This is a genomic window from Kribbella sp. NPDC104740, from assembly GCF_055583505.1.
Genome location: NZ_JBVJNV010000011.1, coordinates 70,340 through 83,435, shown reverse-complemented (window position 1 = coordinate 83,435; position 13,096 = coordinate 70,340). Strand labels below are relative to the sequence as shown.

Sequence of the window (13,096 nt, the reverse complement as noted above, 5' to 3'; positions counted from 1 at the left end):
TCGGTCGGGCCGCGTGTCAGCGCAGGAATTGTCGGTGCGGGCTTCTAGCGTCGTCGTCATGAGCAGCCCCTCGCCGGATCCCGCCGCTGCCCCGGCGCCCGGACCGCTGGTCGCGATCCGTGGCGTGCAGCCGAGTTTCGACGACCTCGGCACACCGTTGCGCGACGTCACGTTCTGCGTGGTCGACCTGGAGACCACCGGCGGCGCGCCGGGCGACTCCGGGATCACCGAGATCGGCGCGGTCAAGGTCCGGGCCGGTGAACTGGTCGGTGAGTTCCAGACCCTGGTCAACCCGGCCGAGCCGATCCCGCCGTTCATCGCCGTCCTGACCGGGATCACCGACGGGATGGTTGCCTCCTCACCCCGGATCGACTCGGTGCTGCCGGCCTTCCTGGAGTTCGCCCGCGGCTGCGTGCTGGTCGCGCACAACGCGCCGTTCGACGTCGGATTCCTCAAGCACGACACCCAGGTGCACGGGTACGACTGGCCCGACTTCCCGGTCGTCGACACGGCGCTGCTGGCCCGGCGGGTCCTCACGCCCGACGAGGTGCCCAACTGCAAACTCGGCACGCTGGCCAAGCTGTTCCGGTCGACCACGTCACCGAACCACCGCGCGCTGTCCGACGCGCGCGCGACGGTCGACGTGCTGCACGGGCTGTTCGAGCGGGTCGGGTCGCTCGGCGTCCAGACGCTCGAGGACCTGCAGACCTTCTCGGCGCGGGTGGCGCCCGCCGTACGGAAGAAGCGGCACCTGGCGGAGTCGTTGCCGCACGCCCCTGGCGTGTACTTGTTCACCGACGATCGCGGTGAGGTCCTGTACGTCGGCAAGTCGAAGGATCTGCGGACCCGGGTGCGCTCGTACTTCACCGCGTCCGAGACCCGGACCAGGATCGGCGAGATGATCGGGATCGCGTCCGGGGTGCGCGGGATCGAGTGCGGGACGTCGCTGGAAGCCGAGGTCCGCGAGCTGCGGCTGATCGCGGAGCACAAACCGCGCTACAACCGGCGCTCGAAGTTCCCCGAGCGGCAGCACTGGCTGAAGGTCACCGTCGAGCCGTTCCCGCGACTGTCGCTGGTCAAGAAGCTCCGCGACGACGACGCCGGGTACCTCGGCCCGTTCAGCTCCCGCAAGACCGCCGAACGCGCGATGGCCGCGCTGCACGAGGCGTTCCCGATCCGCCAGTGCACGCCGAGGATGTCGCGCGCGCCGCGGATGTCCCCCTGCGTCCTCGCCGAGATGGGCCGCTGCGTGGCGCCCTGCGACGGCCGCATCGACATGGACGCGTACGGCGAGTTCGTCGACGGCCTGCGCGCGGCGCTGGTCTCCGACCCGTCGCCGGTGATCGAGGCGCTGACCCGCCGCATCGACGTCCTGTCCGCCGACGAACGCTTCGAGGACGCCGCCGTCCACCGTGACCGCCTCGGCGCCTTCGTCCGCAGCAGCGCCAAGATGCAGCGCATGGGCGCCGTCACCAGCTGCCCCGAGATCTGCGCCGCCCGCCGCACCGACGACGGCGGCTGGGAACTCCACGTCATCCGCCACGGCCGCCTCGCCGCCGCCGGCATCGCCACCCGAGGCACCGACCCCCGCAAGTACCTGGAAATGCTCCGAGCCTCCGCCGAAACAGTCCTCCCCGGCATCGGCCCGGTAGCCACCGCCTCCCCCGAGGAAATCGAGTTGGTCCTCCGCTGGCTCGACCAACCCGGCATCCGCCTGGTCGAACTGACCGGCACCTGGACCTGCCCCATCTCCGGCGCCGCCCGCCACCTCCGCCGCCTCGACCCCCCGCGCTCGGAGGACCACCACCATCCTTCAGAACGCCGCCGCCGGCAGCTGCGTCCGCTGGGCCCGGCGCGCACAGGCAGCTAACCCACCCCGCCGAGCCGCATCACCACCGACCTCCCGCAACGCTCCAACTTGCGCGCACCGCGGACTCTCGCCAGCAGGCGCCATCCATCCCGGGCGCACTCCTCCACGGACATCCACCACCCACCACCCCGAGTTCCACGGGGCTATTGAGCACCCCACCCGGCCGACGCGACCCCAGCCACAGACCACCTCGCCGGCCGCATCCCCGCCGACCTCCGGCAGCACACCAACTCGCGCGCATCGCCGCTCTCGCCAGCAGCTGCCATCCACCCCTGGCGCACTCCTCCACGGACATCCACCACCCACCGCCCCGAGTTCCACGGGGCTACTGAGCACCCCACCCGGCCGACGCGACCTCAACCACAGGCAACCTCGTCGGCCGCATCACAGACAACCTGTAGTTGCAGGCCACCAAGGCGACGGCAAGGTAAATACAGGGCCGAAAGCTGCAGAAGAACCAGCTCGGCCTCCCGATCGACCCGCTGGCAACTCCTCCGGCCGGTGCGACCTCAACCACAGACCACCCCGTCGGCCGCATCCCCACCGACCTGTAGCGGCTGACCGACTCGTGCTCGCCCGCCGACGGGGTCAGGGCCGTGGCGCGCCGGAGGGTCACAGGCGCGCACCCGAGCGCGCACCCCCGGCGTACTGCAACCCCACCCCAACCAACCCCGACAACTATGCTTCACCGCGGCAGCAACTCGCGGGGGAAGACGGAGAGGACGACATGGTCACGGCGATCGTGTTCATCAAGGCGGACGTGGCGCGGATTCCTGAGGTGGCCGAGCAGGTGGCGGCGATCGACGGGGTCAGTGAGGTGTACTCGGTGACCGGTGGTCTGGACCTGATCGCGATGGTCCGGGTCGCTCATCACGACGACCTCGCCAGCGTCATCCCCGACCACGTGAACCGGGTGCCCGGCGTCCAGAGCACCGAGACGCACATCGCGTTCCGGACGTACTCGACGCACGACCTCGAGGCCGCCTTCAGCCTCGGCCAGGAGGACGGTCTCTGAGGCTGATCGCGTGGCCTGTCTGACACCCCGCTGAAGTTACGGTGAACCCATGAGCAACCCTCCCGCCGGCTGGTATCCGGACCCCACCGGACAACCGGACACCATCCGCTGGTGGAACGGGACGCAGTGGACCAACAAGACCGAACGGGAGACGCCGGAGGAGGCGGCTCCGGAGGTCGCGGCGGAGCCTGAAGCGGCGGCTGAGCCGGAGACTGTGGTTCAGCCTGCGGTGGTGGATGAGCCTGCGGTTGTCGCTCAGCCTGAGGTGCAGCCGAAGGTTGCGACACCGCCTGAGGTCGTGGCAGAGGCTGAGCAACCGACCCAGGTCCAGAACGCGTGGACCGCTGGGTCCGCCGCGCAGGGCGGTGCACCGGATGAGTCGGTCGACACCTCGTCGTTGAGCGCTGCCGAGAAGGCGCGCGCGACGTGGACGCAGAAGTTCGCGGGCTCGACCAACGCCGGGCACTGGACCCAGCAGGAAGCTCCCGCGGCGAGCGACCAGACCACCGGACCAGACCCCGCGACCGTCACCGGCGACCCCGAGCCGGCGCAGAACCAGTGGACGTTGTCCTTGGCAACAGAATCTGCGAGTACGACGCCCGCCGGTGACCAGACGCCTCAGCTGTGGAAGGTCCCTGACGAGGCGCCGGGAGAGGACTACCCGGATCACTGGCGATCGGCCGACGAGCAGCAGGCGCAGACGCCGCAGTGGGGTCCGACCGGTGGGGAGTGGGCTGAGCAGCAGACCTCTCCGCAGTGGGGGCAGAGCGCTGTGGGCTCGCAGTCGGGCGCTCCGGACTCCCAGGCCGGTCAGCAGGGTGCTGCAGGCTCCCAGGTCGGCCAGGAGACGTCAGCTGATCAGCAGGGTGCTGGAAGCTGGCAGGCCGGCAGTACGGGTAGCTGGGGAACCGGCGGTCAGCAGAACGCCAGCGGCGGGGACAGCAGCGGCCAGAGCGCCAGCGGAGTCCAGCAGGGCGCTGCCAGCTGGGAGACAGGCGGCCAGCAGCAGGGCGCTGCCACCTGGGAGACCGGCAGCCAGCAGCAGAGCACCGGCGGCTGGGACAGCAGCAGCCAGCAAGGAGCCGCCAGCTCCGAGACCGGTCAGCAGCAGAGCGCTGGTGGCTGGGACAGCAGCACCCAGCAGCAGAGCGCTGGGGCCTGGGACAGCAGCGGTCAGCAGGGGGCTGCCAGCTGGGAGACCGGTGGGCAGCAGGGCGCTGCTGGGTGGCAGAACAGCGGGCAGGGCGATCCGTGGCAGTCCGCCGTACAGACTCCGCAGACAGGCACTGACCAGAGTGGCTGGGGTCCCCAGCAAGGCGGACAGGCCCAGTGGCAAGCAGGCCCGAGTGGGCCGACCGGTGGCGGCACCCGGCAGAAGACCGGCGGCGACAAGCCCGGCGGCCCGCCGAAAGCGATGCTGGTCATCGCCGGTGCGGTAGGGCTCGTCCTGATCGTCGTAGCCGGCGTCTTCTTCGTCGCCAACCGCGACGACAAGAAGGCCGAGCCCGAGCCGACCGGCAGCGTGCCGACGACCACGCCGACCGGCACCCCCACCACCGCGCCCACCAGCCAGCCGACCACTCCCCCGGGCACCCAGAGCACTGTCCGCCCCGGTCAGTCCAAGAACCCGAAGCTGCACGAGGGCGGGCGGATCGCCTCCGACGCGATCTCGTTCCCGCGCCAGCGCCCGCCGTGGTCGGACCGCAAGCGACTCGTCCCGCAGCTGGTCAACTCCAGCGGGCAGTACGTGCTGCTACAGGAGAAGTTCGACGGCAAGAACAGCTGGTACGCCGACGCGTTCGTCGGCGCGCTCGGTACGTCGGTGCTGTTCAACGGCGACGTAAAGGCGACCGCCGCGGACCTGTCGGCGCAGCTGCGGAGCACGCTGTACGGCGACATCCCCGTGAAGTTCGCCGACCTGCGCAACGGCGCCGCGAAGCGCACCGGGAAGAACGGCTGGTACTTCCAGCAGTCCGTCACCGCGACGAACCCGAAGATCACCACCCGCACACTGACCCTGACGGTCGCGGTGTTCGATCTGGGCGACGGCACCGCCGTCGCCTACATCAGCGACATCCCGACCACCCGGCCGGATCTGAGGACGGCCGAAGCCGCGCTCTACAAGGGAATCAACGTTGGCTGAAAACGAAAACCCACCCCGCCACAGCGCTCCGCCTCCGTCTCCGCCGCCACGATCTGAGCTGGCGGGAGAGGTGGGTGAAGAGGGCGTTGGACCGGAGGAGACTCGTTCGCCGGGTGAGTCGCCTGCGAGCGTTGCTCGGCCGCCGGCTGACGCTGGGCCGTCCGCCAACGTCGCTGGGTCGCCCGCCAACGTCGCTGGGTCGCCCGCAGACGCCGGTGGGCCGCCCGCCCAGCGTCCGGTGCCTGGTGATTCCGGTCCGCTGAGTGCGGCGGGCTCGCTGGGGTCTTCGGATGCGTTGGGTGGGTCGGATCCATTGTTCGGGCAGTCGCGGGCGCCGGCTCCTCCGCCGCCGCCTCCGTCGCGTCCGCGGGCTTCGCAGGGTCCGGCGGAGCAGCAGGCGCCGCCGCAGCGGGCGTCCGGCGGTGGCCAGCAGGCGGGACCGGGTGGTCCTGTGCAACAGGCAGGTAGTCCTGTGCCGCAGGCAGGCGGCACGGCGCAACACGCAGATGGTCCGGCGCAGCAGGCGGCGGGGGCGCCGGTGCGGTCGGGTGGTCCGGGGCAGCAGCCCGGTGCGCCGGTGCAGCAAGCCGGTGGGATGGTGCACCAGGCGGGCGGACCCGCGGCAGCAGGCGGGCCGGGACAGCAGTCGGCGCGGTCGGGTGGTCCGGTGCAGCCGGGGCCGCAGGCGCAGGCAGGCGGACCGGCGCAACCCGGTGGGCCGCAAAACGCAGGCGGGTCGGCGCAGCACGACGCTCGTGGGTCGACGCGGCACGCTGGTGGGTCGGCAGAGCACGCTGGTGGGTCGGCGCAGCCGCAGGGGCGGCAGCAGATCGGTGGGCCGCAGCACGGCGGTGGGCCGGCGCATGCTGCTGGGGCGCGTGGTTCGGCGCAGCAGATGGGTGGGCCGGGTGGTGCCGTGCCGCCGGGTGGGCCGGTGCGGGCAGGCGGGTACTCGCAGGCAGGTGGACCAGGCGGTCCGACGTACGCCGGTGGACAGGGACAGCCGGTTGGCCCTGGTCAGACACAGGTGGGTGGGCCTGCGCAGACAGGTGGACCGGCTCAGCCGGGTAGGCCGGTGCAGGCTGGTGGGCAGCAGCCGGGTGCACCAGTAGTTGGGCAGCCGACGGGCGGGCCTGGTCGGTCGCCGCAGGGGCCGCCGGGACAGTACGGGCCGCCGCAGGGTGGGCCGCAGGGGCCTGGGCAGTACGGGCCGCCGCGGCAAGGGGCGGGAGCTTACGGGCCTGCGGCGCAGAGCGGTGATGGGTCTCGGTCAGAGGCGGGTGCCCAGCGGCTCGGGCAGGCTGGTGGTCCAGGAGGATCTGGGCTGAGTGGGCCTGCCGCGCCGTACGGGCAGGCTCAGCAGCAGGGGCAGGGGGCGCCGCGAGGGACTGGGCAGGGCGGGCCGCAGGGGCCTGGCGCTCAGGCGCAGACGCCGCAGGAGGCGAGCGGCCAGGGGCAGGCACAGCCGTGGGACGGGGCTCAGGGGCAGGAGCCGCAACAGGTACGCGGCCAGGGACAGGCACAGCCGTGGGCTGGCGCTCAGACGCAGGGTCCGCAGCAGGCAAGCGGCCAGGGGCAAGCTCAGCCGTGGGATGGCGCTCAGGCGCAGACACCGCAGCAGGCGAGCGGCCACGGGCAAGCGCAGCCTTGGGATGGCGCTCGGGCGCAGGGGCCGCAACAGGTAAGCGGCCAGGGGCAGGCACAGCCGTGGGCTGGCGCTCAGACGCAGACACCGCAGCAGGCGAGCGACCAGGGGCAAGCTCAGCCGTGGGCTGGCGCTCAGACGCAGACACCGCAGCAGGCGAGCAGCCAGGGGCAGGCACAGCTGTGGGGTGGCGCTCAGGCGCAGACACCGCAGCAGGCTGGGGCCCACGGGCAGCAGCAGGTAGGTCCCCATGCGCAACAGCAGGCCGGCCCCCAAGGGCAACCTCCGCAGCGGTTGGGGTCTTTGGAGCAGGCGCTGGGGGCTGGGGCTCAGGGGCAGGTGCCGTTGCGGGCTGGGATGGCGGAGCAGGCTGGGGCTCAGGGGCAGGTGCCGCTGGGCAGCGGGCAGCCTGACTCCAGGCTGGGCAGGCAGAAGCCCGAGCACGGCTCGCAGGCCCGTCGGGCGGCTCGCCGGGGCGGATGGCAGGAGCAGGAGATTGGACCTCCGCCGCCTGAGGACGATGGGGATGACGAGTCCTACGGCGTGGTGACCAAGCCCTCCGGCGGGAGCCCCCACCGAGCACGGCTCATCGGCGCACTGGCGCTCGTACTGGTGGCAGTGCTGATTACCGGGTTCAGCGTTTCCTGGCTCTGGACCAACGCCTCGGCGGTTTCGCCGGTGGATGTACCGGCGGGGTCTGCGGGCGGGGTCAAGACGATCAGTCCTTCGCTGCGGCCCTCGCCGACGCCCACGCCCGAAGGCCGCGTGATCGGCGGGCTGTTCTACAACGGGCTCGACGACACCATGCCGGTGATGTCGGCGGCTTGGGAGGCGCAAGGCGACCGGACAGGGCTAGCGTCCGGCGCGGGCAGCGCGATCGCCGTGCACGAGGACTACGACGGCGAGGCGGACTGGGTGAACTACGTCTCCTTCGGCCAGCTGCCCAAGACCATCGCGTTCACGAACACCCCGGCGGGGTTGAAGGACGCGACGATCAAGGCAGCCAGTACGGCGCTGGTGCAGCTCTACGACCCGAACGTGAAGCTGATCGGCAAGGCCACGCACCGGCCGCTGACGGTGGACGGGCACGTGGGGCACGAGCTGACGATCAAGGTCGACGTACGGAAGCCGAAGCTGCCGGAGACCTTCTCGACGGTGATGGTCGCGGTGGTCGACCGCGGGGACGGTACGGCGGTGGTGTCGGTGGCCGACATCGCCGGGTCCACGCCGCAGTGGCTTCCGGTGTGGCGGACGAAGGTCTCGCAGATTCAGTTCAAGAAGTAGGAGAGGCCCGCTCCCCGAAGGGAGCGGGCCCCACACCATCAGCCCTTGACCTCGAGGCAGATCGTCGTCCAGCGGTCCAGCACGTCCTTCGCGGCCCCGGAGTCGATCGCCTCCGCCGCGCGGTCCATCCCGGCGCGGATCCGTGACGCGACCGTCCCCGGCTCAGCGTCGTACGCCGCCAGAGCAGCCCCGGCATTCAGCAGTACGACGTCCCGCACCGGCCCGGTCTCCCCATCGAGCAGCGCCCGGACCACCTTCGCGTTGTACGCCGCATCTCCACCACGCAGCGCGCCAGCAGGAACCGGCTCGATCCCCAGCTCGCGCGGATCCAGCGTCACCGGCCCCTCGACCGAGCCGCCGCCGACCGACCACACCTGCGACGTCGTCATCGTGGTCAGCTCGTCGAGCCCGTCGTCGCCGTGGAAGACCAGCGCGTCGATCCCCCGCCGCGCCAGTACGCCGGCCATCAGCCCGGCGATCCGGCTGTCGCCGACGCCGACCGCCTGGGCGGACGGGTTGCCGGGGTTGGCCAGCGGGCCGAGGAAGTTGAACGTCGTCGGTACGCCGAGCTCCCGGCGCGGGACGGCCGCGTGCCGCAGCGCCGGGTGGAACGCGGGCGCGAAGCAGAACGTGATCCCGGCCCGCTCCCCCACGGCCGCGACCTGGGCCGCGGTCAGGTCGAGCGGGATCCCGAGCTCTTCCAGTACGTCGGCAGCGCCGCACGCCGACGAGGCGGCCCGGTTGCCGTGCTTGAGGATCTTCGCCCCGGCGCCGGCCGCGACGATCGCCGACATCGTGGAGATGTTCACCGTGTGCGCTTGGTCACCTCCGGTGCCGACGACGTCCAGCGTGCGGCCGGACACCTCAAGCCGGGTGGCGAAGTCGCGCATGGTGGTGACCAGGCCCTCGACCTCGGTGACCGTCTCGCCCTTGGACCGCAGGGCGATCACGAACCCGGCCAGCTGCGCCGGGGAGGCCGCGCCGGACAGGATCTGCTCCATCGCCCAGCCGGTGGCGGCGCTGTCCAGGTCCTCCTGCCGCAGCAGCGGGTTGAGCACCTGGGGCCAGGTGAAAGCGGCGGTCATCGCCGGGTCAGGTCGTCGCGGGCAGCGACTCGACCCGCTGCCGGAGCAGCCCGGCGGTCACCTCGGCGAGCCGGACCGGGTCGATCGGGTGCGAGACCGCGGCCTCGGCGCGCGACCAGGTGGCCAGCCAGGCGTCCTGCGGACGGCCGGTGATCACCAGGACCGGCGGGCAGCGGAAGATCTCGTCCTTGAGCTGCCGGGCGATCCCCATCCCGCCGGCCGGGACGGCCTCGCCGTCCAGGATGGCCAGGTCGATGCCGCCCTTGTCCATGGTCTTGATCACGGCCGGCTCGGTCGCGCACTCGAAGTACTCGAGCTCGGGCAGATCGGCGGCGGGCCGCTTGCCCAGGGCCAGCCGGACCGACTCCCGCGTCGTACGGTCGTCGCTGTAGACCAGCACCTTCAGCGGACGCTCTGAACTCATCGCTTCATCCCAAGCTGTGTGTGGACATCGAGATAACACCGCGCATGTTACCGGGGTGCCTGCCCGGCTCTGCGCGCCTGCTCCTCCAAGCGGTCCAGCCGCCGGTCCTCGCGGCGTGCCTCACGCTGGGACTGGCGCACCCACTGCACGAACAGGACGCCGAAGAAGATGATCCCGACGATGTCGCCGGAGCCCCAGAGCAGACCGCCGGCGATGTACTGGTCGCGCAGCGGCGAGGGCGGCCAGGAGCGGCCGAACGAGGTGTACCAGTCCTCGGCGATCAGCGTGTTCGCGGACATGATCGTGATCCCGAGGAAGGCGTGGAACGGCAGCGTCAGGAAGGTCAGGATCAGCCGGAACGGGTAGATGACGCGGCCGGGCACCGGGTCCAGGCCGAGCAGCGGCCAGAAGAACAGCGAGCCGACGGCGATGAAGTGCAGGTGCAGCAGGTCGTGCAGGAGCGTCGAGCGCAGGGTCGCGTCGTACCAGCCGCTGAAGTAGAGCGCCCAGGGGCTGAGCACGAACAGCGTGAACCCGATCAGCGGGAAGCAGATCACCTTCGCGAACCGCGAGTGCAGCACGGAGAGCAACCATCCGCGCGGCTTCTGCGGAAGGGTGCGCAGAGCAAGCGTCACCGGCGCGCCGAGCGCCATCGCGAGCGGCGTCAGCATCGACAGCACCATGTGCTGGGCCATGTGCACGCTGATCAGGACCGTGTCGTACGCCCCGAGCACCGACTGGGTCGCGATCACCGCGCTGCCCAGGCCGACGCCGACGAACGCGAACGTGCGGCCGCGCGACCACTTGTCCCCCCGCGCACGCAGCCGGTGTACGCCGTACAGGTAGAGGGCGCCGACGGCCACGATCACCGCCAGCAGCACCGGTTCGAAGGTCCAGGCGGTCAGCAGCCGCAGCGGCGTGATCGGCTCGATCTGATCGCCCGGTCCGGCGTGAAGGGGAAGCACGCCTCCACAGTAGAAACCAGAAAGCGCCGACATGCATGGGGGTGGGCGTGCTGTCAGGAACCCGGACCGACATAATGACCGCGTGGCCACTGCAACCGCACTCCCAGCGTCCCGTGAACACGGACATCACGACCGTCCCAGCATGGTCAGTGTCGGCACGATCGTCTGGCTCGCGAGCGAACTGATGTTCTTCGCCGCCCTCTTCGCGGCGTACTTCACGATCCGGTCGGTGACGACCGCCGCCGCGGCACCGGGGACGGAGACTCTGTGGGACGCCTCCACAGCGCTCCTGAACATCCCGTTCGCGGCGATCAACACCACGATCCTGGTGCTGTCGTCGTTCACCTGCCAGTTCGGCGTCTTCGCCGCCGAGCACGGCCGGGTCGGCCGCACCGGTTCGGCGCTGAACGTCCGCTCCTGGGGCATGCGTGAGTGGTTCATCCTCACCTACCTGATGGGCGCGGTCTTCATCGCCGGCCAGGTGACGGAGTACGCCACGCTGATCCACGAGGGTGTGACGATCGCCTCGTCGCCGTACGGATCGGTCTTCTACCTGACCACCGGGTTCCACGGTCTGCACGTGACCGGCGGTCTCATCGCTTTCGTGTACGTGCTCGCACGCACGTACATGGCCCGTAAGTTCACCCACGAACAGGCCGTCTCGGCGATCGTCGTGTCGTACTACTGGCACTTCGTCGACGTGGTCTGGATCGCCCTGTTCGCGACCATCTACCTGCTCAAATGAGTGAGAAGAGACTTTCCTTGTCACCGGCGCGCTTTCTGTCTGCGCGACGACGGCACCGGTCAGCCGGCCTCGTCGTGCTCCTGTTCGGCCTGTTGGCAGTGGGTTCGGCGTACGCCGCCTTCGCCCCTGACAACGCGGTCGCCGACAACTCGGCCCAGTCCCAGCAGATCGAGGAGGGCAAGAAGCTCTTCGCGGTCGGCTGCGCCAGCTGCCACGGCCTGAACGCCGAGGGCGGCGGCAACGGCGAGGGCAAGTTCGCCGGCCCGTCGCTGATCGGCGTCGGCGCGGCCGCGGTCGACTTCCAGGTCGGCACCGGCCGGATGCCGGCCATGCAGCCCGGCGCCCAGATCCCGCGCAAGACCCCGGCGTACACGCCGGAGGAGATCGAGGCCCTGGCCGCGTACGTCGCGTCGCTGGCGCCCGGCCCGGCGGTGCCGGCGTCGGACTCCTACGACATCAGCAAGGCCACCGACGAGCAGGTCACCCGCGGTGGCGAGCTGTTCCGGACCAACTGCACCGCCTGCCACAACTTCGCCGGCAAGGGTGGCGCGCTGCCGAACGGCCGCTACGCCCCGTCGCTGATGGGCGTGGACCCCAAGCACATCTACGAGGCGATGCTCACCGGTCCGCAGCAGATGCCGGTCTTCTCCGACCAGGTGCTGCAGCCGCAGGACAAGCGCGACATCATCGCGTACCTGAACGCCCTGCAGGAGCAGAAGGACCCCGGTGGCTTCGGGCTCGGCCGTCTCGGCCCCGTCTCCGAGGGTCTGTGGGGCTGGCTGGTCGGTATCGGCCTGCTGGTCTGCGTAGCGGTCTGGATCGGCGCCAAGGGCGTCAAGGCCAAGGGAGCGAAGGCCGAATGAGCGACGACAAGGACAACCTCCCCGTCAAGAGCGGGGACGACCACGGCCACGGCGCCGTGGAGGTCTCGGAGCCGATTCCCGACCCGGGTATCGAGCCGCACGAGCACCGGATCACCGACATCGACCCGAAGGCCGCCGACCGCGTCGAGCGGCAGGTCGCGACGATGTTCTCGCTGGCCGGTGTGCTCGCGCTCGGCGCCTGCGTCGCGTACTTCGCGATCCCGCGGGACGCCACGCTGGTGTTCGGCCCGCTGTCCGGCAACGCGAACAACATGACGATCGGCCTGTGCCTGGGCCTGGCGCTGTTCCTGATCGGGGCCGGCGCCATCCAGTGGGCCAAGAAGCTGATGGTCGACACCGAGATCGTCGAGTACCGGCACCCCGGCCACGGGACGCCGGAGCAGCAGGCCGACATCATCGAGGGCTTCCAGACCGGTGTCGCGGAGTCCGGGTTCACCCGCCGCAAGCTGATCCGCCGCTCGCTGATCGGCGCGATGGCGCTGCTCGGCCTGCCGGCCATCGTGCTGCTGCGCGACCTCGGCCCGGCGCCGGGCCGCAAGCTGTACGACACCATCTGGGCCAAGGGCATCCGGGTCGTCAACGACGTCACGCTGCGCCCGATCAAGCCGTCCGACCTGATCGTCGGCCAGCTGGTCAACGCCGCCCCCGCGAACCTCGCTCCGATCCAGGAGGAGAGCGGCGTCGAGTACCAGAACGCCAAGGCCAAGGCGGCGGTGATCGTGGTGCGGATCGCACCGAACGAGATCCGGACCCCGGCCGGCCGCGAGAACTGGGGCATCGACGGCATCCTGTGCTACTCCAAGATCTGCACCCACGTCGGGTGCCCGATCTCGCTGTACGAGCAGACCACCCACCACGTGCTCTGCCCGTGCCACCAGTCGACGTTCGACCTGGCCGACGGAGCGAAGGTCATCTTCGGCCCCGCGGCCCGTCCGCTGCCTCAGCTACCCTTGGCCGTGGACGCTGAGGGCTACCTGGTCGCGCAGAGCGGCTTCACCGAACCGGTCGGCCCGAGCTTCTGGGAACGAGGGTGACA

General features: G+C 70.8%; 10 protein-coding genes. 7 read left to right on the top strand and 3 right to left on the bottom strand.

Annotation, left to right across the window (positions count from 1 at the left end; all coding sequences use genetic code 11):
• Nucleotides 1–58: 58 nt before the first annotated feature.
• The 4 genes from ACZ6Z4_RS37135 to ACZ6Z4_RS37120 all read left to right on the top strand — a co-directional run bounded on the left by ACZ6Z4_RS37135 (nt 59) and on the right by ACZ6Z4_RS37120 (nt 7,957).
• Nucleotides 59–1,870 (top strand): DEDD exonuclease domain-containing protein, encoded by a 1,812-nt coding sequence (locus tag ACZ6Z4_RS37135; protein ID WP_465576505.1) that lies wholly within the window; start codon nt 59–61, stop codon nt 1,868–1,870.
• A 727-nt stretch (nt 1,871–2,597) separates the two neighbouring features.
• Nucleotides 2,598–2,885, top strand: coding sequence for an Lrp/AsnC family transcriptional regulator (locus ACZ6Z4_RS37130; protein WP_363671119.1), 288 nt, complete (start codon nt 2,598–2,600; stop codon nt 2,883–2,885).
• A 49-nt stretch (nt 2,886–2,934) separates the two neighbouring features.
• On the top strand, nt 2,935–5,028 hold the full coding sequence (locus ACZ6Z4_RS37125; protein ID WP_465576497.1) for a DUF2510 domain-containing protein: 2,094 nt from the start codon (nt 2,935–2,937) through the stop codon (nt 5,026–5,028).
• Between the two features lie 2,257 nt (nt 5,029–7,285).
• Entirely contained in the window at nt 7,286–7,957 is a 672-nt protein-coding gene (locus ACZ6Z4_RS37120; RefSeq protein ID WP_465576493.1) for a hypothetical protein, read from the top strand.
• 38 nt (nt 7,958–7,995) lie between these two features.
• Here the strand turns inward: ACZ6Z4_RS37120 and trpD are convergent, their stop codons facing one another.
• Genes trpD through ACZ6Z4_RS37105 form a run of 3 tightly spaced genes read right to left on the bottom strand, consistent with a single transcriptional unit; the run spans nt 7,996 to nt 10,431 of the window.
• Nucleotides 7,996–9,042 (bottom strand): anthranilate phosphoribosyltransferase, encoded by a 1,047-nt coding sequence (gene trpD, locus ACZ6Z4_RS37115; protein ID WP_465576490.1) that lies wholly within the window; start codon nt 9,040–9,042, stop codon nt 7,996–7,998.
• A 7-nt stretch (nt 9,043–9,049) separates the two neighbouring features.
• The gene (locus ACZ6Z4_RS37110; RefSeq protein ID WP_184793991.1) at nt 9,050–9,466 is read right to left on the bottom strand and encodes an Rv3143 family two-component system response regulator; all 417 of its coding nucleotides are present in this window, start codon (nt 9,464–9,466) and stop codon (nt 9,050–9,052) included.
• A 47-nt stretch (nt 9,467–9,513) separates the two neighbouring features.
• Complete coding sequence (locus ACZ6Z4_RS37105) at nt 9,514–10,431, bottom strand: cytochrome c oxidase assembly protein (protein ID WP_465576488.1); 918 nt, start codon at nt 10,429–10,431, stop codon at nt 9,514–9,516.
• A gap of 31 nt (nt 10,432–10,462) precedes the next feature.
• Between ACZ6Z4_RS37105 and ctaE the strand changes: the two genes are divergently transcribed.
• The 3 genes from ctaE to qcrA are packed head-to-tail and all read left to right on the top strand — an operon-like array spanning nt 10,463 to nt 13,094.
• Nucleotides 10,463–11,176, top strand: a complete 714-nt coding sequence (ctaE, locus tag ACZ6Z4_RS37100; protein ID WP_465576485.1) for an aa3-type cytochrome oxidase subunit III — start codon at nt 10,463–10,465, stop codon at nt 11,174–11,176.
• Nucleotides 11,173–12,039, top strand: coding sequence for a cytochrome bc1 complex diheme cytochrome c subunit (gene qcrC, locus ACZ6Z4_RS37095; RefSeq protein ID WP_363671131.1), 867 nt, complete (start codon nt 11,173–11,175; stop codon nt 12,037–12,039). The genes ctaE and qcrC overlap by 4 nt, the downstream gene beginning before the upstream one ends.
• On the top strand, nt 12,036–13,094 hold the full coding sequence (gene qcrA, locus ACZ6Z4_RS37090) for a cytochrome bc1 complex Rieske iron-sulfur subunit (protein ID WP_465576480.1): 1,059 nt from the start codon (nt 12,036–12,038) through the stop codon (nt 13,092–13,094). Before qcrC ends, qcrA begins: the two co-directional genes overlap by 4 nt.
• Nucleotides 13,095–13,096 lie beyond the last annotated feature (2 nt).

Excerpts from the sequence above, each read along its gene's own strand:
- ACZ6Z4_RS37110 (WP_184793991.1), bottom strand. The coding sequence starts at position 9,466 with ATGAGTTCAGAGCGTCCGCTGAAGGTGCTGGTCTACAGCGACGACCGT.
- qcrC (WP_363671131.1), top strand. The coding sequence starts at position 11,173 with ATGAGTGAGAAGAGACTTTCCTTGTCACCGGCGCGCTTTCTGTCTGCG.
- ACZ6Z4_RS37135 (WP_465576505.1), top strand. The coding sequence starts at position 59 with ATGAGCAGCCCCTCGCCGGATCCCGCCGCTGCCCCGGCGCCCGGACCG.
- ACZ6Z4_RS37125 (WP_465576497.1), top strand. The coding sequence starts at position 2,935 with ATGAGCAACCCTCCCGCCGGCTGGTATCCGGACCCCACCGGACAACCG.
- ACZ6Z4_RS37130 (WP_363671119.1), top strand. The coding sequence starts at position 2,598 with ATGGTCACGGCGATCGTGTTCATCAAGGCGGACGTGGCGCGGATTCCT.
- ctaE (WP_465576485.1), top strand. The coding sequence starts at position 10,463 with ATGCATGGGGGTGGGCGTGCTGTCAGGAACCCGGACCGACATAATGAC.
- qcrA (WP_465576480.1), top strand. The coding sequence starts at position 12,036 with ATGAGCGACGACAAGGACAACCTCCCCGTCAAGAGCGGGGACGACCAC.
- trpD (WP_465576490.1), bottom strand. The coding sequence starts at position 9,042 with ATGACCGCCGCTTTCACCTGGCCCCAGGTGCTCAACCCGCTGCTGCGG.